This is a genomic window from Amycolatopsis sp. lyj-23 (assembly GCF_046549135.1).
GTDB lineage: Bacteria > Actinomycetota > Actinomycetes > Mycobacteriales > Pseudonocardiaceae > Amycolatopsis.
Genome location: NZ_JAJPWN010000006.1, coordinates 273024 through 296120 on the forward strand (window position 1 = coordinate 273024; position 23097 = coordinate 296120).

At 70.4% G+C, this 23097-nt stretch carries 19 protein-coding genes and 2 pseudogenes; 10 read left to right on the forward strand and 11 right to left on the reverse strand.

The genetic code is table 11. The annotated features are described in order from the left end of the window. Nucleotides 1-3: 3 nt before the first annotated feature. The 5 genes and pseudogenes from ndk to ACLJPY_RS17165 form a co-directional block, all read right to left on the reverse strand. Complete coding sequence (gene ndk / locus ACLJPY_RS17145) at nt 4-414, reverse strand: nucleoside-diphosphate kinase (protein WP_206793083.1); 411 nt, start codon at nt 412-414, stop codon at nt 4-6. Nucleotides 415-533: 119 nt separating this feature from the next. After that, nucleotides 534-1331, reverse strand: a pseudogene (locus tag ACLJPY_RS17150) (alkaline phosphatase D family protein); the annotation flags it as partial. A gap of 25 nt (nt 1332-1356) precedes the next feature. Next, on the reverse strand, nt 1357-1650 hold the full coding sequence (locus ACLJPY_RS17155) for a hypothetical protein (RefSeq protein ID WP_410589620.1): 294 nt from the start codon (nt 1648-1650) through the stop codon (nt 1357-1359). Between the two features lie 473 nt (nt 1651-2123). Further along, the gene (locus tag ACLJPY_RS17160) at nt 2124-3656 is read right to left on the reverse strand and encodes a pentapeptide repeat-containing protein (RefSeq protein ID WP_410589621.1); all 1533 of its coding nucleotides are present in this window, start codon (nt 3654-3656) and stop codon (nt 2124-2126) included. 74 nt (nt 3657-3730) lie between these two features. Further along, a pseudogene (locus ACLJPY_RS17165) lies at nt 3731-4498 on the reverse strand (alkaline phosphatase D family protein); the annotation flags it as partial. 124 nt (nt 4499-4622) lie between these two features. On the opposite strand from ACLJPY_RS17165, the gene ACLJPY_RS17170 reads away from it, so the two are divergent. Next, nucleotides 4623-6980, forward strand: a complete 2358-nt coding sequence (locus ACLJPY_RS17170) for a penicillin acylase family protein (RefSeq protein WP_410589622.1) — start codon at nt 4623-4625, stop codon at nt 6978-6980. A 21-nt stretch (nt 6981-7001) separates the two neighbouring features. On the opposite strand, the gene ACLJPY_RS17175 is transcribed toward ACLJPY_RS17170, so the two are convergent. Then, the gene (locus ACLJPY_RS17175) at nt 7002-7571 is read right to left on the reverse strand and encodes a TetR family transcriptional regulator (RefSeq protein WP_410589623.1); all 570 of its coding nucleotides are present in this window, start codon (nt 7569-7571) and stop codon (nt 7002-7004) included. 88 nt (nt 7572-7659) lie between these two features. Between ACLJPY_RS17175 and ACLJPY_RS17180 the strand changes: the two genes are divergently transcribed. Beyond that, nucleotides 7660-8553: an SDR family oxidoreductase gene (locus ACLJPY_RS17180; protein ID WP_410589624.1), complete on the forward strand. Its 894-nt coding sequence runs from the start codon at nt 7660-7662 to the stop codon at nt 8551-8553. A 4-nt stretch (nt 8554-8557) separates the two neighbouring features. Here the strand turns inward: ACLJPY_RS17180 and ACLJPY_RS17185 are convergent, their stop codons facing one another. Next, nucleotides 8558-8914, reverse strand: coding sequence for a DUF4233 domain-containing protein (locus ACLJPY_RS17185; RefSeq protein WP_410589922.1), 357 nt, complete (start codon nt 8912-8914; stop codon nt 8558-8560). A 44-nt stretch (nt 8915-8958) separates the two neighbouring features. Further along, nucleotides 8959-10614, reverse strand: a complete 1656-nt coding sequence (folC, locus tag ACLJPY_RS17190) for a bifunctional tetrahydrofolate synthase/dihydrofolate synthase (RefSeq protein WP_410589626.1) — start codon at nt 10612-10614, stop codon at nt 8959-8961. Between the two features lie 74 nt (nt 10615-10688). Here folC and ACLJPY_RS17195 point away from each other — a divergent pair, with 74 nt between their 5' ends. Then, nucleotides 10689-11309, forward strand: coding sequence for a class I SAM-dependent methyltransferase (locus ACLJPY_RS17195; protein WP_410589628.1), 621 nt, complete (start codon nt 10689-10691; stop codon nt 11307-11309). Between the two features lie 88 nt (nt 11310-11397). Further along, nucleotides 11398-12282, forward strand: coding sequence for an SGNH/GDSL hydrolase family protein (locus tag ACLJPY_RS17200; protein ID WP_410589630.1), 885 nt, complete (start codon nt 11398-11400; stop codon nt 12280-12282). On the opposite strand, the gene ACLJPY_RS17205 is transcribed toward ACLJPY_RS17200, so the two are convergent. Both ACLJPY_RS17205 and ACLJPY_RS17210 read right to left on the reverse strand, forming a co-directional pair. Continuing rightward, nucleotides 12266-13042: an alpha/beta fold hydrolase gene (locus ACLJPY_RS17205; protein ID WP_410589632.1), complete on the reverse strand. Its 777-nt coding sequence runs from the start codon at nt 13040-13042 to the stop codon at nt 12266-12268. The genes ACLJPY_RS17200 and ACLJPY_RS17205 overlap by 17 nt on opposite strands. 13 nt (nt 13043-13055) lie before the next feature. Next, nucleotides 13056-13817: an alpha/beta fold hydrolase gene (locus ACLJPY_RS17210; protein ID WP_410589634.1), complete on the reverse strand. Its 762-nt coding sequence runs from the start codon at nt 13815-13817 to the stop codon at nt 13056-13058. A gap of 87 nt (nt 13818-13904) precedes the next feature. Here ACLJPY_RS17210 and ACLJPY_RS17215 point away from each other — a divergent pair, with 87 nt between their 5' ends. Then, nucleotides 13905-14783 (forward strand): LysR family transcriptional regulator, encoded by an 879-nt coding sequence (locus tag ACLJPY_RS17215; RefSeq protein ID WP_410589635.1) that lies wholly within the window; start codon nt 13905-13907, stop codon nt 14781-14783. Between the two features lie 86 nt (nt 14784-14869). Here the strand turns inward: ACLJPY_RS17215 and ACLJPY_RS17220 are convergent, their stop codons facing one another. Then, the gene (locus ACLJPY_RS17220) at nt 14870-17494 is read right to left on the reverse strand and encodes a valine--tRNA ligase (RefSeq protein WP_410589636.1); all 2625 of its coding nucleotides are present in this window, start codon (nt 17492-17494) and stop codon (nt 14870-14872) included. Between the two features lie 58 nt (nt 17495-17552). Between ACLJPY_RS17220 and ACLJPY_RS17225 the strand changes: the two genes are divergently transcribed. From ACLJPY_RS17225 to ACLJPY_RS17245, 5 genes are all read left to right on the forward strand, one after another. Then, complete coding sequence (locus tag ACLJPY_RS17225) at nt 17553-17846, forward strand: hypothetical protein (RefSeq protein ID WP_410589637.1); 294 nt, start codon at nt 17553-17555, stop codon at nt 17844-17846. A gap of 50 nt (nt 17847-17896) precedes the next feature. Next, a complete protein-coding gene (locus ACLJPY_RS17230; RefSeq protein ID WP_410589639.1) occupies nt 17897-18889 on the forward strand; it encodes a hypothetical protein in 993 nt (330 codons plus the stop codon). 53 nt (nt 18890-18942) lie between these two features. Continuing rightward, the gene (locus ACLJPY_RS17235) at nt 18943-19380 is read left to right on the forward strand and encodes a MarR family winged helix-turn-helix transcriptional regulator (RefSeq protein ID WP_410589641.1); all 438 of its coding nucleotides are present in this window, start codon (nt 18943-18945) and stop codon (nt 19378-19380) included. Nucleotides 19381-19445: 65 nt separating this feature from the next. Continuing rightward, the gene (locus ACLJPY_RS17240) at nt 19446-20747 is read left to right on the forward strand and encodes an MFS transporter (protein WP_410589643.1); all 1302 of its coding nucleotides are present in this window, start codon (nt 19446-19448) and stop codon (nt 20745-20747) included. Nucleotides 20748-20789: 42 nt separating this feature from the next. Further along, complete coding sequence (locus ACLJPY_RS17245) at nt 20790-23096, forward strand: FdhF/YdeP family oxidoreductase (RefSeq protein WP_410589645.1); 2307 nt, start codon at nt 20790-20792, stop codon at nt 23094-23096. Nucleotide 23097: the final 1 nt, after the last annotated feature.

Sequence of the window (23097 nt, forward strand, 5' to 3'; positions counted from 1 at the left end):
GCATCACAGGTCGGGGAACCAGAGCTTCAGCTCGCGCTCGGCCGACTCCGGCGAGTCCGAACCGTGGACCAGGTTGTACTGGGTCTCCAGCGCGAAGTCGCCGCGGATGGTGCCCGGGGTGGCCTTCTCGACCGGGTCGGTGCCGCCGGCCAGCTGGCGGAACGCGGCGATGGCGCGCGGGCCCTCGACGGCGAGCGCGACCAGCGGCCCCGAGGTGATGAACTCCAGCAGGTCGCCGAAGAACGGCCGCTCCTTGTGCTCGGCGTAGTGCTCTTCGGCCAGCGCCTGCGGAACGGTCCGCAGCTCGAGCGCGGCGAGCTTGAGGCCCTTGCGCTCGATCCGCGAGATGACTTCGCCGACGAGGCCGCGCGCGACGCCATCGGGCTTGACCAGGACCAGCGTGCGTTCAGTCACGACGGTGTTTCTCCTCAATACTTTTTCGGGGGTCCGGGTGGCGAAGCCCCCGGCTCGGGGCGAAGCCCCGGATGTCACTGGCAGTGGGTTTCGGTGCGCGCGAGCCTAGCCGACCCCGCTCAGCGGCCTTGCGGGTGCAGTGTCTTCGACCACAGCGACGCGCCGGTGGCGTCGCGCAGGTCCACCGTCAGGTCACCGCTCGCGCCGTCGACGTTCAGCTCGCCGAAGTGCTGGAAGCCGTCGATCGGGGCCGTGTTCGCCGCCGGTGGGGCGTGCACGAACTCCGCCCGCGGGCCGAACGTCGGGTCCAGGGTGTTGGGCCCGAACGCGCCCGCGTTCAGGGGGCCCGACACGAACTCCCAGAACGGGTCGAAGTCCTGGAAGGCGGCCCGGTCGGGCGAGTAGTGGTGGGCGGCGGTGTAGTGGACGTCGGCGGTCAGCCAGACGACGTTGCGGACGCGGCGGCGCTGGATCTCCCGCAGCACCCAGGCCAGTTCGGTCTCGCGGCCGCCGGGTGCGCCCGGCCGGTTGTTGGCCACGGCTTCGATCGCCGTGCCGTCCGGGACGACCAGGCCCAGCGGCATGTCGGCCTGGACGATTTTCCAGGTCGCCGTGCTGCGGCCGAGCGCGTCGGCCAGCCAGCGGGCCTGGGCGTCGCCGAGGATGTAGCCCGGCTTGGTTTGGTCCGCCGTGTTGGCGTTGCGGTAGGTCCGCATGTCGAGGACGAAGATCTCGACGCGGGAGCCGTAGGTGAAGCTGCGGTAGACGCGGCCGTCGACGGCCCGGCGGGAGTCGATCGGGTGCCACTCGTGGAAGGCCTGGTACGCCCGCGGCGCGAGGACGTCGACGCGCTTCTCGGTGTAGGCCGGGTTGTCGAGGATTTTGCCCGGGTACCAGTTGTTCAGGACTTCGTGGTCCGGCGGCCCTGTTTGAGACGCGGACTTAGGCATCGGGTTCCGACGTACCGGGCGGCGTCCACCAATCCAGAAGATCGCGGAGATGCTGCACGTTCTCCGAGGTCAAGAGCAGTTCGAGCTTCTCCTCTTGATTGCCGCCGAACACTTTTGTTTCAACTACCAGCCGCCGCAGGTGGCCTCCGAAGGTCGCCGAGTACGAGCGGTCGCCAATCATCCCGACTTTCGTCACCGTCAAGAGCCCACGCGCAGCCAGATCGGCGCCCATGAGGATCATGTCGGGTGCGCCGGTGTCGCTGGGAGTAAGTCCGCCGCTGGTCACGAGCCATGGCTCCCCCGCGTCCATGGCCGCCTTATGTTCTGAGCAGACGACTGCTTCTACCAGTGGGCCGTCTGACGGACCAAGGTTGATGATCTCAGCGGGTGGCCGCTGGCATCGTAGAACGCGGCATGGCATCGCTCTCCTCCTCAGCTCGCAGGCGCGTTTCCAGCGTGCCAGCGTAAGCCGATTGGTGGGGATGACAAGCCGCCATGCTGAGCGTTGGACGGAAACCCACTAGCGGGTGACCTCGTACATCTCGTCGACCTACCTCAGATGGCGACATGCGGCAGCCTTCTGACGATTGGAGTCCGGGCGGTCCCTCGCTCTCAAACCGTCTTCCCTGGTAGCCGCTGGTATGCTGTTGTTGCTTGACGCGCTTGGTGGTCTTTCCACCAAGCACGTCACGAAAGCGTTCCATGCAGCCGCCAGCAAGCAACAGCACAGGACCAGACTAAGGCACCAAGCGAAGCGTCTCATTGTTCGAATGTGAGCGATTCCATGGAAATCTTGCCCGGATTCACATCACGGCTCTCGTCCTGAACTAAAAAGCCCCATGATCCATCCCACGTCGGGACGGTAACGCCATAACTCTCATCATCCCTCAGACGCCAGCCCGGTGGCCAAACATCAGCACCGCCCCGCCTCTTTCCGATGGGCAGCTTTGCGCACGCCTTCTCAAACTCTGGCGGAACGTTAAAAGTTACACCTTCAAAAGAGGCTTTAGCTTGAAATAACGTAGCTCGAAAAAATGCTTGCTTTTCAAAAGTCGCTCGATCAAAGTATGCCAGCTCGTGAAACCCGACACCGCCAATAAAGGCGTCATCCAAGAATCTTGCGTTAATGAAGTCCGCCTTCGCGCCAAATTGAACAGAGTCAAACCAAGTGACACCGCCGAAGTTGCAGCCCTGAAGAGTCGCTTGAGATGCGAACTGCGCGCGATAAAAGTTTGCCTGCCCGTCAAAGTGGGCAGACAAGAAGAACGCCACATCCGCAAACTTCGCCTCCACAAAGGCAGCTGAACCTTTGAAAGTAGTTGAAGTGAAATCAGCAATCCCTGCGAACTTCGCACCATTGAACGTTGCAGCCCCCTCGATCACCGCACGCCCAAATCCGACACGTGCAGTAAATGTCGTGCCACTGCAGTCAATATTCCGCACGACGCGTGCATCAAAGTCAAGAGATGCGAGACTGGCCCCAGATAGGTCTAGGTCGATATCAGGCCAGAATGTCGAAACTGGATCCTGACGGTTATCACCTGGCCGCAAATGTGAACATATTACCCGCTGTACCGCATTTCTAACCTCCTGCTCCTCCCTCCGTGTCGCGTCAGGTTCGACTGCGGATTCGTCATCGACCGCCTCTAGAACACTAAACTCCTTGAAATCGAGTCGCACAGGAGCCGTGGCCGGCCACTTTCCAAGCATTGATGGGCCAGAGGATTTGACTACTTCGTGCGGCATCCTAAGATAGGCGCACAGCACATTCATGATTGCCTGACGCAGCCTGGCATCGTCATTCTCTTGACCTAGACGTTCGAGCGCATAAACGCCTGCGAGCCGAACCGCCGCCTTCTCTGAACCTAGTTGATCTGCAGCTTTTGTATACAGCTCGATTATACGACGCTGCGTAGCGTCATGACGTGCATCGTCAGCGACGCGAAGCTGATGCTCTCTTGTATCCTCCGCGACGCGGCGTTGGTGATCAAGTACTTCATTTGCTTGCTTAACGGCAATTTCTGCGTAGCGTTGCCGCCGCGCCGCTAGCAGCAGAGCAACGAACCCGCCCGTGCCAAGCACAATCGACCCTGCGGTCTTTATAGCATCGAGTTTTCCAGCTTGCGCATTCGTTCCATCGCCAAACTTTGTAATCAGGAACCAAAAGGCAAATGCCGCAACGAGCGCAGCTATGATACCACCGATCCAGATCGTCGCTGCGGACATCACTGGCGGACTAGTTGGGATCGGCGGTTCGCCGCGTTCGACGGCGCCCTCGTTGTCGACAGTCACCCCGCAAGTATCACGCCCGAGATGGCTTGCCGCCCCGCAGGCAGTCGATGATAGTGTGTTGTTGGTTGACGCGCTTGGTGGTCGTCCCACTGGACATAGGCGGGCACCCGCGCCGCGAAGCGCTTGAAGTTCTCGTCGAGGCGGTTGTAGGCGTGCTGGCCGCGGAACTCGTCCAGCGTCTCGGCCACCTTCGACTTCTCGGGCGTGACGACGTTGCGCCAGGTACGGCCGCCTGGCAGCGCGACGGTTTCGGTGAGCGGGCCGTCGGAGTACACCGTGTCGCCGCTGTGCAGGAACAGGTCCGGGCGGCGGGCCGCCATCGCCGAGAAGATCGTCATGCCGCCCAGCTCGGGGTTGATGCCCCAGTTCTGGCCGACGACGTCACCGGACCACAGGATGCGGGCGTCGCGGCGGCCCACCGGCGCGGTGGCGAACCGGCCGGTCAGCGGCTCGCTCGTGGTGCGCCCGTCGAGGGCCTCGGCGGTCACGCGGTAGTGGTACTCCGTGCCCGGTGCCAGTGCGGGGACGCGCACGCGGCCGGTGCCGCCGCTGTCGGGACCCGCCGGCGGGCCCGGCACGCGGCGGGCGTGCCGGAACGACGGGTCGCGCGCGATCTCGACGACCAGGCGCGAGGGCCGGTCCGCCCGGGACCAGACGATCGCCGAACCGGGCGTGACGTCGCCGGACTGGACGCCGTGGGTGAGCACCGGGCGGTCGCGGCGGACGAGCGGGACCGCGGCGAAAGCCGTCGAGGGCACGACGAGACCGGCCGCGACGGCGGAAGCGCCGGTGAGCCCGGCCTTGAGCAGCGTGCGGCGGGAATGGTGGGTCGGTTCGGTCATGCGCGGTTTCTATCCCGCCGCGGCCAACGCCGGTTTGCGCGCGGGTGAACGAATACCGGGGGTTTCCCCCATGTCCGGACTTCGTCGCCGTCGGTAGCGTGGCCATCACGACAAGGGGGTTCGAATGCCATCGATCCGCAAGGGGCTGGCTGTCTTCGCCGCCGCGCTCGCCGTCACGGCACTCGGCGCGGGGGTCGCGAACGCCGGGGAGGACGGCACCAAAGCCGTCCTCCGCTACACCGAACACGGCATCCCGCACATCGTCGCCAAGGACTTCGCCGGCCTCGGCTACGGGTACGGGTTCGCGGCGGCGACCGACAACGTCTGCGAGCTCGCGAAGATCTACGTCACGGTGAGCGCGCAGCGGTCGCGGTACTTCGGCCCGGACGGCGGCGGCTACCCGTCGCTGTCCGAGGCGAAGACCAACCTGCACAGCGACCTGTTCTTCCAGCAGCTCAACGACTCCGGCGTGGTCGACCGGCTGGTCGCCCGGCCCGCGCCGCAGGGACCGCGGCCCGAGGTCCGGCAGGTCGTTTCGGGCTACGTCAAGGGGTTCAACGCCTTCCTGGCCCGCACCGGCCGGGCCGGGATCACCGATCCGGCCTGCCGCGGCGCGGACTGGGTCCGGCCGATCACCGAACAGGACTTCTACCGGCACTTCTACGCCATCGCCGTCACCGGTGGCCTCGGCTTCGTCACCGAAGGCCTCTTCGCGACGCCGCCGTCCGGCACGGCGGCCGCGAGCCCGGGCACGCCCGCGCAGCTGTCCGCGAGCCTGCGTGACGGGCTCGGCAAAGGCGGGCTCGGCAGCAACGGCATCGCCATCGGCAGCGACGGGACGGCGGCGGGCCGGGGCAGCGTGCTGCTCGGCAACCCGCACTACCCGTGGCACGACGGACGGCGGTTCTGGCAGAGCCAGCTGACCATCCCGGGCCGCGTCGACGTGGCCGGCGCGAGCCTGCTCGGGATGCCGTTCGTGATGATCGGGCACACCGCGGACGCGGCCTGGACGCACACCGTGTCCACCCCGGTCACCTTCGGCCTGTTCGAGGTACCGCTGAGCCCCGGGGACCCGACGACGTACCTGGTCGACGGCAAGGCCGAAAAGATGACCTCCCGCGAGGTCACGGTCCAGGTGCGCCAGGCCGACGGCTCGCTGAAGCCGGTCCACCAGACCTTCTGGGCGACGCGGTACGGCCCGGTGCTGAACGACGTCGGCGGGTTCGCGGTGCCGTGGACGGCGAAGTCGGCGTACGCGCTGCGAGACGCCAACGCGACCAACCTGCGTGGGTTGAACACGTGGTTCGAACTCGACCAGGCCCGCAGCACGGCCGACATCGTCCGCACGCTCAGCAGCACCCAGGGTGTGCCGTGGGTCAACACCATCGCCGCCGACCGGGCGGGCAACGCGCTCTACGCCGACATCCAGGTCGTCCCGCACGTCACCGACGAGCAGGCAGCGGCCTGCAGCACCCTCGTGGGGCAGCAGACGTTCCCCGCCGAGGGACTGGCCATTTTGGACGGCGGGAAGTCGGCGTGCCAGTGGGGTTCCGACCCGGGCGCGCTGGAGCCGGGGCTCTTCGCGCCGTCGAGGCTGCCGCAGCAGCAGCGCCGGGACTACGAGCTGAACACGAACGACAGCGCGTGGCTCGCGAACGCCCGCGCGCCGATCACCGGCTACCCGCGGATCGTCGGCGACCAGGCCACCGAGCGCAACCCGCGCACCCGGGAAGCGTTGCTCACGGCCGAAAAGGGCGGCTTCACCACGGACTCGATGAAGCGGGTGCTGTTCGCCGACCACAGCCTGTTCGCCGACCTCGCGGCGGCGGACCTGGCGAAGCTGTGCGCGTCCTTCCCGGACGGGCAGGCGCCGTCGTCGGCCGGTCCGGTGCCGGTCGGCCCGGCGTGCACCGCGCTGGCGGACTGGGACCACCGGTACACGCTCGACAGCCGGGGCTCGCTGCTGTTCCAGCGGTTCGCCGTCCGGCTCGGCGGGCTCGACCGGTTCACCGTGCCGTTCGACCCGAAGGCGCCGGTGACCACGCCGAACACGCTGAACGTCGGGAACGCCGACGTTCGGAAGGCGTTCGGGGACGCGATCACGGAGCTGCGGACGGCGGGACTCGCCCCGGACGCGCGGCTGCGCGACGGCCAGTCCGTCACCCGCAACGGCGACCGCATCCCGATCCACGGCGCGCAGGGTTTCCTCGGCGTGCTCGACGTGGTGACACCGCAGTGGGACACCGCGCGCGGCAACACCGAGGTGGCGCACGGCTCCAGCTACATCCAGGTGGTCGGGTTCGGCGGGCGCGGGTGCCCGGACGCCTCGACGTTGCTGACGTACTCGCAGTCGGCCAATCCGAATTCGCCGTACTTCAGTGACCAGACGAAGCTCTTCAGCCGTGGTGCCTGGGTGGCGGAACGGTTCTGCGAGGCCGACATCCTGCGCTCCCCCGCCCTGCGGGTGGTCGTGCTGCGTTGACGGCCCGGCGGAGGCGGGCGCTCAGCCGCTCGTCTCCGCCGCCAGCGCCCGCAGCGCGGCGAACGCCTCGTCGAGGTGCTCGTCCAGGCCGCGGGCGGACTCCCCGATCCAGGCGCCGGCCGCGTGGTGGAAGGTGGTCCAGCCGACGTGGGCGGCCAGCGCGGCGAGCCGGTCGCCGACTCCTCGCGCGCGCAATGCCTCGGCGAGGGCGTCGGCCATCGCGGCCGCCTTGGCCAGATCGCGCTCCCGCAGCGCCGGAGTGGCGGCGATGACCGCCAGCCGCGGTTGCGCGAACGGCCGGTTCGCCGCGAGGACCCGCCCGGCTTTCCGGAAGGCGCCGAGCAGGACCTCCAGTGGCGGCAGGCCTTCCGGCGCGTCGGCCACCGACCGGACCAAGTCCGCGCGAAGGTCGGCTTCGCCGTCGAACAGCACCTCGCGCTTGTCCGGGAAGTGCCGGAAGAAGGTGCGTTCGGTGACACCGGCCCGGGCGGCGATCTCGGCCGTGGTGGTCCGGTCGAAGCCCCGCTCCGCGTACAGCTCCAACGCCGCCTGCTGCAGGCGGCGGCGCGCTTCTTCTCCGCTTCGTGGCACGGCGTCAGCCTACCGGTAGCGACAGCGGCTGACACTACGCGGTAGAGTCAGTAGCGTCAGTCACTGTCACTACCCCGGAGAGAGTCCCATGCACGTGTTCGTCACCGGCGGCTCCGGCCTGACCGGTCCCGCCGTCGTCGCCGAGCTGATCGCGGCCGGCCACACCGTCACCGGCCTGGCGCGCTCGGAGGCGGCCGCCGCCCGGCTGGCCGCGCTCGGCGCCACCCCGCACCCCGGCTCGCTCGACGATCTGGACAGCCTGCGCCGCGGCGCCGAAGCCGCGGACGGCGTCCTGCACATGGCCTTCGGCGGCGATTTCAGCGATCCCGACGACATGATGCGGCGCGACACGGCCGCCATCGAAGCGCTCGGGAGCGCGCTGGAGCACACGGACAAGCCCTTCGTCAGCACGTCCGGCACGCTGGTCATGCCCGCCGGCCGGGAGAGCACCGAGCGGGACGAACCCGATTCGTCCGGGCTCGCCGCGTTCCGGATCGCCGGTGAGCGGGCCTGCCTGTCCTTCGCCGAGCGCGGGGTGCGGGCGAGCGTCGTCCGGCTCGCGCCCACGGTGCACGGCCCCGGCGACTTCGGTTTCATCGGCATGCTCGTCGACACCGCCCGCAAGACCGGCAAGTCCGCGTACGTCGGCGACGGCGGCAATCGGTGGCCCGCGGTGCACCGGCTCGACGCGGCGGTGTTGTTCCGCCTGGCGCTGGAGCAGGCGCCGGCCGGGAGCGTGCTGCACGGGGCCGCGGAGAACGTCCCGTTCCGGAGCATCGCCGAGACGATCGGGCGCGGCCTGGACCTGCCCGTGGTCTCCCTGACGCCGGAGGAGGCCGCCGGGCACTACGCGAGCCCGTTCATGGCCACGGTCTACGGCTTCGACGCGCCCGTCTCCAGCGCCTTCACGCGGGAGCTGCTCGGCTGGTCACCCCGCCACCCGTCACTGCTCGACGACGTGGCCGACGGCGACTACCTCTGACGGGTCACGGCTGGGGCTGCTGGCTGGCCAGCGTCCCGGCCGCCATCCGGCGGGCGACGTCCCGGCGCAGCCACAGCAACCACAGCCAGACGGCCAGGAAGATGACGCCCAGCACCGCGATCGCCGGCAGCCAGAACGCCAGCGCGATGAGCACCACCTGCAGCGCGAGGATCACCGGCACCGCCCACGGGCGCTTCACGAACCCGCACGTCATGACCAGCAGGACCGCGACCGCGATGACCGTCCAGCCGGTGCCCGTCGAGATGCCGCCGCCGAGCTTGTTCACCACCGGCAGCGCGAGGGCGACCGTGATCGCCTCCATGATCAGCGTCCCCGACATCACGCCCCGGAACCCCTTCATCGGGTCCTTGGGCTTGGGCTTGGGCTTCTCCTGGGGCTGCGACGTCACGCCGGCTCCTTCCCGAACAGCGTGCGCGCCTCGCCCGCGGTGACCACCGAGCCGGTGACGAGCACGCCGCCGCCCGCCAGGGGCTCCTCGGGGTCGTCATTGGTCTCGACGAGCGCGATCGCCGTCTCGATCGCCGTCTCCAGGTCCGTTTCGGCGACCACGCGGTCTTCGCCGAACACCGAGATCGCCAGCTGGTTCAGCTCTTCCAGCGGCATCGACCGCGGGGACGCGTTGCGCGTCACGACGATGTCGGAAACCACCGGCTCCAGCGCGTCGAGGATGCCGTGGGCGTCCTTGTCGGCCATCACGCCGACCACCGCGACCAGGCGGCGGAAGGCGAACTCCTCGGACACCGTCGTCGCCAGCGCGCGAGCACCGTGCGGGTTGTGCGCCGCGTCGAGCAGGACCGTCGGCGCCGACCGGACGCGCTCGAGCCGTCCCGGCGTCTCGACCTCGGCGAACGCCTCGCGCACCGCCTCGACGACCAGCTGCCTGTCCTTGCCCGCACCGAAGAACGCCTCGACCGCGGCCAGCGCCAGCGCGGCGTTCGCGGCCTGGTGGGCGCCGTGCAGCGGCAGGAAGATCTCGTCGTACACCCCGCCGAGGCCCTGCAGCTTCAGCAGCTGGCCGCCGACGGCGACCTCCTTCTCCAGCACGCCGAACTCACTGCCCGCGCGCGCCACCGCGGCGTCGACCTCGACCGCGCGCTCCAGCAGCACCTTCAGGACGTCGGGGTCCTGCTCGGCGATCACCGCGACCGAGCCGGGCTTGATGATGCCCGCCTTTTCGCGCGCCGCGCTCACCGCGTCTGGCCCGAGGTACTCGACGTGGTCGAGGCCGATCGGGGTGATGACGGCGACGTCGGCGTCGGCGACGTTCGTGGCGTCCCACGCCCCGCCGAGGCCCGCTTCGAGCACCGCGGCCTCCACCGGGGCGTCGGCGAAGGCGGCGAACGCCATGCCGGTGAGGATTTCGAACTTGCTCATCTCGACGCCGTCCGCGGACGCACCGTCCACCATGGACACGTAGGGCGCGATGTCGTGCCACAGCTCGGCGTAGCGCGCGGCGGAGATCGGGCGGCCGTCGAGCGCGATCCGCTCGGTGACCAGCTGCAGGTGCGGGCTCGTGTAGCGGCCGACGCGCAGGCCCATCCGGGTCAGCAGCGCGTCGATCATCCGGGCCGTGGAGCCCTTGCCGTTCGTGCCGGCGACGTGCAGGACCGGGTAGCCGCGGTTCGGCTCGCCCAGCAGCTGGGTCAACGCCGAAATCCGGGTCAGCGACGGCTCGATCTTCGTCTCCGGCCACCGCTGGTTCAGCTCGGCCTCGACGGCCAGCAGCTCGCGCCGGGCTTCGGGGCCGTTCGGATCGCCGTACTCGGCCTGCTCGCCCTGGTCGTCGAGCTCGTGCAGCTCGGTGTCCTCGGGCACGGTGAGGTCGGGCACCGGGCCGGTGGCGAGGTTGTCCCCGAGCTGGCCGACGCCGCCGATGCCGCCGCGCGAGCCGCCGCCGGCTTCGAACGCGGTGTCGCGGACGTCCAGTTCCGGGTCGTGGTCGTCGGACTCCTCGTACCCCGACGTCCCCAGTTCGTCGACGCCCGCGAAGCTGTCGAGATCCGACAGGTCCGGCTTGCGACCTGTCTCATCCTGCGGCACTGAATCTCCTCCGGCCTGGGGTTTTCGCACTTGCCTTCCGAGTCTACGTGCGTGCCGGGTGGCACTCTCGACGCATGCCGTTCAACCACAACGACCACTACCACCCGCTGCTGCTGGACCTGCTGCCGCCGGGCCCGGGGATCGCGCTGGACGTCGGCTGCGGCACCGGGCGGTTCGCCCGGCGGCTGGCCGCGACCGGGATGGCGGTGGAGGCGGTCGACGTCTCGGCGGCGATGGTCGAGGCCGCCTCCGGGCTGGGGTCGCCGGGCCCCGGCGAGATCGTCTACCGGCAGGCCGACATCGCCACCGACCCGCTGCCCGAGGCGCACTACGACTACATCTCGTGCCTGGCGTCGCTGCACCACATGCCGTTCGAGACGGTCGCCAAGCTGCGCCGCGCGCTGGTGCCGGGCGGGGTGCTCGTGGTGCTCGGCCTGGCCCGGCCGAGCACCCCGGTGGACTGGGCGCGCGCCCTCGCCGCGTTCCCGGTCAACGCGCTCGCGCGGCTGGTCGTCTACGCCGGCGAACGGCTGAACGGCGGCCCCGAAGAGGGTCCGAAGGCCCCGGTCGTCGACGACTACCCGACGCTGGCCGAGCTGCGCCGCGAGTCGGCGCGGCTGCTGCCCGGCAGCACCGTCCGGCCGCTGCTCTTCTGGCGCACGCTGATCACTTACCGTGAGCATGAGCGGCGGTGACCCGACTGGCGGGTGAAGTCCGTCCCGTCGGCGGCCCGGGCTCGCTAGATCTGGTGGCAGCAGTTCCACCAGCGAGAACGGGGCCTCCATGCGCACCACCCGGCTGCTCGTCGCCGTCTCCTCGGCAGCCATCCTGCTCACCACGACCGCCACCACCGCCACCGCCGCCGCGTCGGCCGCCGGGCAGCTCCACCACTACGTCGCGCTCGGCGACTCGTACACCTCGGGGCCGTTCATCCCGGCCCAGCGGTACGACCCGCTGGGCTGCGGGCGGTCGACGGCGAATTACCCGTCGGTCGTGGCGGCCGCGCTCAAGCCCGCCGCGTTCACCGACGTCAGCTGCGCCGGCGCCGACACGGGCTCGATGACCCGGGCCCAGCAGGTCCCGTTCAACGGCACCAACGCCCCGCAGCTGGACGCCCTCCGGATCGACACCGACCTGGTCACCCTGGGGCTCGGCGGCAACGACTACGGCCTGTTCGGCAGCCTGCTCGCGACGTGCCCGGGACTGCGGACCGGCGACCCGACGGGCAACCCCTGCGAGAAGCACTTCACGACCAACGGCGTCGACACGGTGACGACGGCCATCACCGGCATCCAGCCGCGGATCGGCGCCGTGCTGGCCGCGATCCACCAGCGTTCGCCCGGCGCGCGGGTGCTGGTCGTCGGCTACCCGCGGATCGCGCCGGAGAGCGGCTACTGCCCGGACACCCTCCCGTTCGCCGACGGCGACTACGCCTGGCTGAACCGCGTCCAGAGCGACCTCAACGCGGCCCTCGAAGACGCGGCGGCGAGCGCGGACGCCGAGTACGTCGACACGTTCGGCCCGTCCCGCGGACACGACGCCTGCGCCCGCGGCGGGTCGGCGTGGATCAACGGCAAGAACCTGAACATCTTCGCCGCGGCCGCCTACCACCCGCTGCAGGCCGGGATGGCGGGCATGGCCGCGGTGGTGCTCAAGACGCTGCGCTGACGAAGTCCAGCACGAGCCGGGCGAACTCGCCCGGCAGTTCGGCCGGGGCGCCGTGCCCCGCGTCGATCTCGGCGGCGCGCGCGCCTGGGATGGCCGCCGCCAGCTCGCGCTGCTGGCCGGCGGTGACGATCCGGTCGTGCGCGCTGCCGAGCACCAGCACCGGCGCGGTGATCCGGCCGAGCACCGGCCGCAGGTCGACCGCGCGGTCGGCGCCGATCTGGCGGTCCGCGCCGGGCTGGAGCACCGACTCCAGCGTCTTGACGAGCTGCTCGTTGCTCTCCGCGGTGGCCTGCGCCCAGTAGCGCGGGCCGAACGCCATCAGCGGGAGCATGCGGGCGAAGGTCCCGGTTTCGAGCAGGTCCAGCCAGTAGCGGAACTCGGCGTCCTGCCGGACGTCGGTCACGGGCCAGGCCGCGTGCAGGACCGCGGTCCGGACGCGGTCCGGCCGGGTGCCGGTGAGGTGGGCGGCCACGACCGCGCCGAGCGAGTGCCCGACGACGTGGGCTTTCTCGATCCCGGCGTGGTCGAGGACGGCTTCGGCTTGGGCGGCGAGGACTTCGACGGTGAGCGGGCCGCCGCCGTCGGTCGTCAGGCCGGAGCCGGGGAAGTCCGGGGCGAGGACGGTGAAGCCGGCCGCCTGCGCGGTCAGCGGTGCCCACTGTTCGCGGGAGGCGGCGGTCCCGTGCAGCAGGAGCAGGGCGGGACCGTCGCCGGTCCGGTCGTAGTGGACGACGGCGTCGTCGAGGGTCACTTTCGGCATGGCGGGGGTTCCTTCAGGCGATTTCGCGGAGGGCGGCGGTGAACGCGCGCGGGTTTTCCTGGTGCGGCAGGTGCCCGCAGCCGGCCAGGACGTGCACGCGGGCGCCGGGCGTCTCGGCGGCGCAGGCGCGCGGCACTTCGAGCGGGATCTGGGCGTCGAGTTCTCCGTGCAGGTAGGTGATCGGGACGGCGAGGTCCTTCAGCCGGGGCCGCGGGTCGTAGGTGGTGCATTCGGTGAACAGGGCGTCGATGTAGACACCCGAGTCGAGCAGCTGGCGGACGGTCCAGCCGACGAGTTCGCGGGAGGCGCCCGGCGCGAACCAGCCGGGCACCCAGCCCGCCAGCGTCCCGGCCCGGTCGTCGACGAGCCGAACCCGCAGGTCCTGCACGAGTTCCCGCATGCCGGTACCGGGCCAGTACCCGGGGCTGTCGACGGCGACGACGCGTTCGACGAGCTCGGGGTGGGCTAGGGCGAGCTCGGTGGCGAAGACGCCGCCGATGCTCGACCCGACGACGGTGGGCTTGATGGCCAGCGCCTTGACCACGGCCGCGAGGTCCTCGGTGACGCCGTCGATGGTGTTGCCCTCGGCGGGGTGGTCCGAGCGGCCGCAGCCGCGCCAGTCGAGGGTGACGACGCGGTGGTCGCGCACGAGATCGGGCAGGCACGACTGCCAGACGCGGCCGCTGGTGCCCCACCCGTGCAGGAGCAGCAGGGCCGGGCCGGTGCCGGCGTCTTCGTAGTGGAGGCGGATTCCGTTGACTTCCATGATCGGCATGGGTCCATGGAAGCCGTCCGGTCCGCCGCTTTCGATGGGCAATCCGCTCTTACACTGATCACGAAGCCTGATGAATGGGGTCGGCCGGTGGAGCTGCGTCAGCTGAAGTACTTCGTGACGGTGACGGAGGAGCTGCACTTCGGCCGCGCGGCGGAGCGGCTGCACATCGGCCAGCCGGCGGTGAGCCAGCAGGTCCGGCGGCTGGAGCGGTCACTGGGCGTGCCGTTGTTTTCGCGGACGACGCGGTCGGTGGAGCTGACGGAGGCGGGCCGCCGGTTCCTACCGGAAGCACGGGCGGTGCTGGCGGCGGCCGAGCGCGCCCGGGAAGCGGTGGCACCGTCCGTCGGTCCGGTCCGGCTGGGGACCAGCGAGGGTCTGGGCGACCGGCTGGACGCGCTCCTGCGCGCGTTCGCCCGGCGGGCGCCTTCGGCGTCGCTGGAGCTGGTCCACGCGCCGACTCTCGAGCGGCTGCAGCGGGTGCGGGACGGTTCGCTGGACGCGACCATCGTGCGCGGTTGCGAGCCGGCCGCCGGGCTGGACTTCACTCCTTTGTGGATGGACGACGTCTGGGTCGCCCTGCCGGCTTCCCATCCACTGGCGGCCGAACCGGAAGTTCCGTTCGCTTCGCTGGCGTCGCTTCCGGCGCGGTTGAGCCCGCCTTCGCGGAACCGGCCGCTGTACGACCTGGTGGTGTCCTGCTGCCGCTCAGCGGGCTTCGAGCCACTGCTGGGCGCGGACTTCACGACGGCGCAGGACACGCTGGGAACGCTCGGATTCGGCCGTCCACACTGGACGGTGTTCTACCGGGCGCACGCGAAGCTGCTGCCGGTGCCGGGCGTGGTGTTCCGGCCGCTGCGGGAGCCGGCCCCGCGGATGCAGACGTACCTGGCGACCCCTTCGAACCGGCGGTTGACGCCGGAACTGGTGGCGTTGATCAAAGCGGCGCGGGAGACGGAAACCGGCTGAGCAGCCCCCGTTTTCCACGCTACCCGAGGGGTACGACGAAGCCCGGGCACTTTCACGTGAAAGTGCCCGGGCCGCTGTCCACGACCTCAGGAAGCCGGGAGCGCCGCCAAGCGCGCCGTGATGCGGTCGATGTCCGACACCGCCGTCTCGCGGCGGGTCTTGATCTTCGCCACCACCTGCTCGGGTGCCTTCGCGATGAACGCCTCGTTGCCCAGCTTGGCCTCCGTCTGCGACAGCTCCTTCTCCGCCGCCGCGAGGTCCTTCTGGAGCCTCTTGCGCTCCGCCGCCACGTCGACCGTTCCCGACAGGTCCAGCTCCACCGTCACCACGCCGTCCGCCAGGGCCACCTCCAGCGACGCGCTCGCCGCGAAGTCGTCACCAGGCGGCGTCAAGCGGACCAGCGACCGGACCGCCTCTTCGTGGCCGCCCGTGTAACCCGCCAACCGGGCCGCCACCTTCTGGCCCGGCTTCAGGCCCTGGTCCGCGCGGAAGCGGCGGATCTCCGTCACCAGCTTCTGGACGTCCGCGATCCGGGTGTCCGCCGCGGCATCCGCGTACCCCTCGACCGGCGCCGGCCAGGCCGCGACCACGACCGAAGCGCCGCCGGTCAACGCCGTCCAGAGCTTCTCCGTGATGAACGGGATGAACGGGTGCAGCAGCCGCAGCACCGTGTCCAGCACGTGGCCCAGGACCGACCGGGTGGCGGAGACGCGCGAGGAATCCCCTTGGTACAGCTGGACCTTCGCCAGCTCCAGGTACCAGTCGCACAGCTCGTTCCACGTGAACTGGTAGAGCGCCCCGGCCACCTTGGCGAACTGGAAGTCCTCGAACAGGCCGTCCACTTCGGACACCAGCGCGCCCAGGCGGCCCAGGATCCAGCGGTCGGCTTCGGTCAGCTCACCGGAAGGCGGCAACGGATCAGCGACCGAAGCGCCGTTCATCATCGCGAACTTCGTCGCGTTCCACAGCTTCGTGCAGAAGTTGCGGGAGCCCGCCGCCCACTCGTCGGCCAGTGCCATGTCCGCGCCCGGGTTCGCGCCGCGGGCCAGGGTGAACCGGGTCGCGTCCGCGCCGTACGCGTCCATCCACTCCAGCGGGTCGATCACGTTGCCGCGCGACTTCGACATCTTCTTGCCGTTCGCGTCGCGGATCAGCCCGTGCAGGTACACGTGGTCGAACGGCTGCTTGCCGTCCATCTGGTGCACGCCGAACATCATCATCCGGACGACCCAGAAGAACAGGATGTCGTAGCCGGTCGAGAGCACGCTGGTCGGGTAGAACTTGGCCAAGTCTTCCGAAGAAGACGACGGCCAGCCCAGCGTCGACATCGGCCACAGGCCCGACGAGAACCACGTGTCCAGCACGTCCGGGTCCTGCGTCCAGCCCTCGCCGGACGGCGGCTGCTCGTCCGGGCCGACGCACACGACCTCACCGTCCGGGCCGTAGTACACCGGGATGCGGTGGCCCCACCACAGCTGGCGCGAGATCGTCCAGTCGTGCATGTTGTCGACCCAGTCGAAGTACCGCTTGCCCAGCTCCGGCGGGTGGATCTTCGTCCGGCCGTCGCGGACCGCGTCGCCGGCCAGCTTGGCCAGCTCCTCGACCTTGACCCACCACTGCAGCGACAGCCGCGGCTCGACGACCGTGTCGCAGCGCGAGCAGTGCCCGACCGCGTGCACGTACGGGCGCTTCTCGGCGACGATCCGGCCGGCCTCGCGCAGGGCGGCGACCACCGCCGGACGCGCCTCGAAGCGGTCGAGACCCTCGAACGGCCCCGGCGCGGTGATCTCCGCGCGCTCGTTCATGATCGTCAGCATCGGCAGGTCGTGGCGGCGGCCGATCTCGAAGTCGTTCGGGTCGTGCGCCGGGGTGACCTTCACCGCACCCGTGCCGAACTCCGGGTCGACGTGCTTGTCGGCCACGATCGGGATGCGGCGGCCGGTCAGCGGCAGCTCGACCTCGGTGCCGACCAGGTGCGCGTACCGCTCGTCGTCCGGGTGGACGGCGACCGCGGTGTCGCCCAGCATCGTCTCCGCGCGGGTCGTCGCCACGACGATCGCGCCGTCGCCGTCGCCGTAGCGGATCGAGACGAGCTCGCCGTCGTCGTCGTTGTGGTCGACCTCGATGTCCGAAAGCGCCGTCTGGCACCGCGGGCACCAGTTGATGATCCGCTCGGCCCGGTAGATCAGGCCCTCGTCGTAGAAGTTCTTGAACACCGTCTGGACGGCCTTCGACAGGTTCTCGTCCATGGTGAAGCGCTCGCGCGACCAGTCGACGCCGTCGCCGAGGCGCTTCATCTGGCCGAGGATCTTGCCGCCGTACTCGGCCTTCCACTCCCAGACGCGCTCGACGAACTTCTCGCGGCCCAGGTCGTGGCGCGACAGGCCCTCGCCGGCCAGCTGGCGCTCGACGACGTTCTGGGTCGCGATGCCGGCGTGGTCCATGCCCGGCAGCCACAGCACCTCGTAGCCCTGCATGCGACGGCGGCGGCTCATCGCGTCCATCAGCGTGTGGTTGAGGGCGTGGCCCATGTGCAGCGAACCGGTGACGTTCGGTGGCGGCAGTACGATCGAGAACGGCGGCTTCCCCGACGAGGCGTCGGCCGTGAAGTACCCGGCCGCTACCCAGCGGTCGTACATCGGTGCTTCCTCGGCGGCCGGGTCCCAGGCACCCGGAAGGTCGGTGGTCTGCTGCGGAGCGTTCTCGGTCACAATGGACAAGTCTACGAACCCGTCACGGCGGGTCACCCAGGGGGAAGGCACTCTGACGATGGCAGAGCCTCAGCAGCCGCAGGATCCGGACGACCGGCGCCTCGAAACGCACCCGGACCTGATGAACCCGGACTGGCAGAAGCACGCCCAGCGGGACGCCTGGCTGGGCGCGAAGAAGGACCTGCAGAAGCGCCGCAAGCGCGAGCGCCGCGCGGGCGGCTTCCAGCGGCCGGGGCAGAGCCGCTGGCCGGGCGTGCTGGCCCTGCTCGTCGTGATCGGGCTGGTCGCCGCGGCGATCATCGTGCACCAGCTCCAGGGCGTCGGCGTCAACGAGTTCGCGTACTTCGGGTAACACTCGCCCGCCACCGTCGATGATCAAGCGTCGACCTTGGGGGGAAGCACGTGGACGAAGAGAACCTGCTCGACTCGCACCCGGATCTGGCGGACCCGGAGTGGCGCAAGCACGCGCGGACCGACGCCTGGCTGGGCTCGAAGCAGGACCGCAAGCAGTTCCGCAGGCAGCAGCGGCGCGCCGCGCGCCGCCCGGGCCGCCGCTGGTGGGGCTTCGCCGCCTTCCTGCTGGTCCTCGCGGTGACGACGACGGCGATCGTGCTGCTCGGCCGGCGGCCCGCCCAGGACGCCGCGCCGCCGAACCCGACTTCGGTGCCGGAAGTCGCTCCGGTCGACCTGACCCGGCCGTTCGCGCACACCCCCGCCGACGCTTGGCCGAAGGGTCTCGACGGCATCACCTCGCCACCCGCGGCTGCCGTCGGTGCCTTCAAGGCCGACGCGGTCGCGGAGGCCTACGCGAAGGTCCGGCAGGCGATCAGCGCCGCAAACCTCGACCCGGCTGTGCTCTACCGCCACGACACGACCGCCTTCCTCGCCGCCTTCGCCCCCGAGCAGCGTGAGCAGCTGGCGCCCCGGCTCACCGAGAAGCCGTCGAAGGAGGGCGGCTTCGACACCTACGTGACCGAGATCGCCGACGGCTACCACCTGCTCGACGCGGGGCCTCGCACGTTCGGCACGCTCACGGCGCGCGTCGGCGACAACCCCGGCGAACTGGCCGTGGAGGCGAAGTACGTCATCGCCTACGCCTTCGACAGCCCCCACCCCAAGTCGCTGACCAGCCCGAACGAGATCGTCAGCTTCCTGCGGGTGGACGAGACCTACGCGGTGGTCACCGGTTCCCGGACCGCGAAGTCCAGGCTGGGCCTGTGGCTCGACGGCGGGCAGAGTGCGCTCTCGTCGGTGGGCTGCGCCGCCGCCAAGGAGGGCTACCTGGCTCCCGGCTACGCGAACCCGCCGTCGGCCACGCCCCCGACCGGCGATCAGGACGCGCCGGGCTACTACGACCCGAAGTACCCGGTCCCGACCCTCGACGGCTGCAACTGATCGTTCGGTCACATCCCAATACACAGCCTGGACTGCACAGTTAGACTGTGTGTATGGGCGAAGTACCTCCGCACGTCGCCGAGAGCGCCGGCTGGATCCGCGGGGTCGTCGGGCAGCTGCACCGCCGGCTGCGCCAAGTCGACAACGCCGGGATTCTGACGCCGTCGCAGTCCGCGGTGCTGAACCGGCTGCTGCGCGAGGGCCCGGCCACCCAGGGCGAGCTGGCCGCCGCCGAGCACGTGCGGCAGCAGTCGATGGCCGCCACCCTCGGCGTCCTCGACGAGCTGGGCTACCTCACCCGCACACCCGACCCCGCCGACCGGCGCCGGGTGGTCATCGGCCTGTCCTACGCCGGGCGCGACACCGTGCGCGGCATCCAGCACAACCGCGACGAATGGCTGGCGCAGGCGCTGCTGGACGAGCTGTCCCCCGCCGAGCTCGACGTCGTCACCCGCGCGCTGCCGTTGCTGCAGCGCGTCGCGCAACGCTGAAGGAGTTCCTCACGACCACCGTCACCGCTCCCGCCAAGTTCGGCGCCCGCCTGGTCACCCCGCTGGTGGCCGGCGCGGTGCTCAACCCGATCAACTCCACGCTCATCGCCGTCGCGCTCGTGCCCATCGGGCGGAGCTTCGGCGCCGGCCCCGGCCAGACCGCCTGGCTGATCTCGGCGCTGTACCTGGCCACCGCGGTCGGGCAGCCGGTCGTCGGCCTGCTGGTGGACCGCCACGGTGCCCGCCGGGTCCTGCTCGGCGGGGCTTCGCTGGTGATCGTGGCCGGCGTCGCGGGCATGCTCCCGATCTCCGTCGGCTGGCTGACCGGCGTCCGCGTGGTGCTGGGCCTCGGCACGTGCGCCGGGTTCCCGGCCGCGATGGCCGTGCTGCGCCACCACGCCGAGGCGCACGGCCAGGGCGTGCCCGCGCGGGTGCTGTCGGTGCTGTCGATGTCCGCCCAGACGGTGATGGTGATCGGCCCGACGCTGGGCGGGCTGCTGATCGGGCTGTTCGGCTGGCCGGCGATCTTCGCGGTGAACATCCCGCTCGCCGGGCTGTCGCTGGTGCTGGCGCTGCTGTGGGTGCCGAAGGACGACCGCGGCGCCCGCACCGCCACCCGGATCGACGTGCTCGGCATCGCGCTGTTCTCGGCGACCCTGCTCGCGCTCCTGTTCTTCCTGATGGACCCCGGCGCCGACGCCTGGCTGCTCGCCGTGGTCGCCGCGTTCGGAACCGCCTTCACGCTGGTGGAACTGCGGCGCGACACGCCGTTCCTCGACCTGCGGATGCTCGCGGCCAACCGCGCGATCCTGCGGACCTACCTGCGGCAGGCGCTGAGCTTCATGACCATCTACGCGATCATGTTCGGCTACGTCCAGTGGCTGGAGACCGCGCGGCAGCTGTCCGAGGAAGCCGCCGGGCTGATGCTGCTGCCGATGTCGGGCACGGCCGTCTGCGCCGCGGCGTTCTCCGGTCGCGCGTCCGGCATCAAGGCCCGGCTGGTGACGGTCGCGGTGGCTCTGACCGGCGGTTCGGCACTGCTGCTGCTGGTCCACGACGGCACCTGGGCTGGCGCCCTGCTCGCCCTGGCGGCGCTGTTCGGCCTGGCCCAGGGCCTGACGAGCGTCGCGAACCAGACGACGCTCTACCGCGAAGCCCCGGCGGAGCAGATGGGCACGGCGAGCGGTTTGTTCCGCACGGCCCAGTACCTGGGCGCGATCGTGGCCTCGACGCTGATCGCGCTGTGCTACGGGCCGCACGCGGACTCCGCGGGTCTGCACCGGCTGGCGGTCGCGCTGGTGGTGATCAGCGGGCTGCTGCTGGTGGTCACCCTCGCCGACCGCGGGCTGCGGGCCGAGAAGCCCTGACCCTGCCGGCGTCCCGCGATCTTCGAGGCGGACGATGGGCGCATGACCCGTGAAGCGCCGGTGCCGGACGTCGACGAAACCCGCCTCGAAGTGGGCAAGCCGAAGGGGTGGGCCGCCGGGATCCCCGGGGTGGCCGTGTCGCTCGCGCGCAGTGTCGAACAGCTGGGCACCGGGCGGACGATCAAGGCGCTGCGGCTGCTGAACCAGCGCGAAGGCTTCGACTGCCCGGGCTGCGCGTGGCCGGAACCCCGCGAGGCCGACGGCGAGAAGCGCAAGCTGGCCGAGTTCTGCGAGAACGGCGCCAAAGCCGTCGCCGAGGAAGCCACCAAACGGCGGGTCGACCGCGAGTTCTTCGCCAAACACCCGATCGGCGAGCTCGAAACCAAGACGGACTACTGGCTGGGTCAGCAGGGCCGGATCACCGAACCCTTCGTGCTGCGCGAGGGCGCGTCGCACTACGAGCCGATCTCCTGGGACGACGCGTTCGCGCTGGTCGCCGGCGAGCTCAAGGCGCTGAGTAACCCGGACGAAGCGATCTTCTACACCTCCGGCCGCACCAGCAACGAGGCCGCGTTCCTCTACCAGCTGCTCGTGCGCTCCTTCGGCACCAACAACCTGCCCGACTGCAGCAACATGTGCCACGAGTCCTCGGGTGCGGCGCTGTCGGCCACCACCGGCGTCGGCAAGGGCTCGGTGAGCCTCGCCGACATCCACCGGGCCGACCTCGTCGTCGTGGTCGGGCAGAACCCGGGCACCAACCACCCGCGGATGCTCTCGGCGCTCGAGGAAGCCAAGGGCAACGGCGCGAAGGTCATCGCCGTCAACCCGCTGCCCGAAGCCGGGCTGATGCGGTTCAAGAACCCGCAGAACGTCCGCGGCGTCGTCGGCAAGGGCACGCCGCTGGCGGACGAATTCGCGCAGATCCGCCTCGGCGGCGACCTCGCGCTGTTCCAGGCCGTCGGGCACCTGCTGCTGGCCTGGGACGCCGAAGCGCCCGGCACGATCGTCGACCGCGACTTCGTCGAGCGGCTCACCGAGGGCTTCGACGGCTACGCCGGGCACCTCCGGGAGATCGACTGGCCCGAGGTCGAGCGCGCGACCGGCCTGCCGCGCCCGCAGATCGAACGCGTCGCGCGGATGATCGCCTCCTCCGAGCGCACGATCTACTGCTGGGCGATGGGGCTCACGCAGCACAAGCACGCCGTGCCGACCATCTCCGAGATCGCGAACCTCGCGCTGATGCGGGGCATGATCGGCAAGCCGGGCGCCGGCCTGTGCCCGGTGCGAGGGCACTCGAACGTCCAGGGCGACCGGACGATGGGCATCTGGGAGAAGATGCCGCAGTCCTTTCTGGACGCACTGGCGGCCGAGTTCGGCATCGAGGTCCCGCGCGAGCACGGCTTCGACACCGTGGACGCGATCCGGGCGATGCGCGACGGCCGCGGCAAGGTGTTCTTCGCCGTCGGCGGCAACTTCGCGGCGGCGACGCCGGACTCGGCGCTCACCGAGAAGGCGCTGCGCTCGTGCTCGCTGACCGTGCACGTGTCCACGAAGCTGAACCGGTCGCACGTCGTCCACGGCCGTACCGCGCTCGTGCTGCCGACGCTCGGCCGCACCGAACGGGACGTCCAGGCGAGCGGCGAGCAGTTCGTCACGGTCGAGGACTCGATGTCGCAGGTGCACACCTCGCGCGGGCGCCTGAAGCCGGCGAGCGAGCACCTGCTCTCCGAGGTGGCCATCGTCTGCCGGCTGGCCGGGGCGCTGTTCGGCGCGGACCACGCCGTCCCGTGGCGGGCCTTCGAAACCGACTACGACCTGATCCGCGACCGGATCTCGCGGGTGGTGCCGGGCTGCCACGACTACAACCGCCGCGTCCGGGAGCCGGACGGGTTCGTGCTGCCGCACGCCCCGCGCGACTCCCGCGAGTTCACCGGCACCGCGAACGGCAAGGGCAACTTCACGGTGTCGGAGCTGGCGTACCCGCGGGTCCCCGAGGGCCGGCTGCTGCTGCAGACGATGCGCAGCCACGACCAGTACAACACCACGATCTACGGGCTCTCGGACCGCTACCGCGGGATCGAGAACGCCCGCCGCGTGGTGCTGGTCCACCCGGACGACCTCGCCGCGCTCGGCCTGGCCGACGGTGCCCTGGTCGACCTGGTCTCGGAGTGGCGCGACGGCGACCGCCGGGCCCCGGCGTTCCGGGTGGTGGCGTACCCGACCGCGCGCGGCTGCGCGGCGGCGTACTTCCCGGAGGCGAACGCCCTGGTGCCGCTGGACTCGGTGGCGGACCGGTCGAACACGCCGGTGTCGAAGGCGATCGTCGTGCGGCTCGAAGCCCGGGCCTGAG

Excerpts from the sequence above, each read along its gene's own strand:
- ACLJPY_RS17170 (WP_410589622.1), top strand. The coding sequence starts at position 4,623 with ATGCCATCGATCCGCAAGGGGCTGGCTGTCTTCGCCGCCGCGCTCGCC.
- ACLJPY_RS17180 (WP_410589624.1), top strand. The coding sequence starts at position 7,660 with ATGCACGTGTTCGTCACCGGCGGCTCCGGCCTGACCGGTCCCGCCGTC.
- ACLJPY_RS17185 (WP_410589922.1), bottom strand. The coding sequence starts at position 8,914 with ATGAAGGGGTTCCGGGGCGTGATGTCGGGGACGCTGATCATGGAGGCG.
- ACLJPY_RS17195 (WP_410589628.1), top strand. The coding sequence starts at position 10,689 with ATGCCGTTCAACCACAACGACCACTACCACCCGCTGCTGCTGGACCTG.
- ACLJPY_RS17200 (WP_410589630.1), top strand. The coding sequence starts at position 11,398 with ATGCGCACCACCCGGCTGCTCGTCGCCGTCTCCTCGGCAGCCATCCTG.
- ACLJPY_RS17205 (WP_410589632.1), bottom strand. The coding sequence starts at position 13,042 with ATGCCGAAAGTGACCCTCGACGACGCCGTCGTCCACTACGACCGGACC.
- ACLJPY_RS17210 (WP_410589634.1), bottom strand. The coding sequence starts at position 13,817 with ATGCCGATCATGGAAGTCAACGGAATCCGCCTCCACTACGAAGACGCC.
- ACLJPY_RS17225 (WP_410589637.1), top strand. The coding sequence starts at position 17,553 with ATGGCAGAGCCTCAGCAGCCGCAGGATCCGGACGACCGGCGCCTCGAA.
- ACLJPY_RS17235 (WP_410589641.1), top strand. The coding sequence starts at position 18,943 with ATGGGCGAAGTACCTCCGCACGTCGCCGAGAGCGCCGGCTGGATCCGC.
- ACLJPY_RS17245 (WP_410589645.1), top strand. The coding sequence starts at position 20,790 with ATGACCCGTGAAGCGCCGGTGCCGGACGTCGACGAAACCCGCCTCGAA.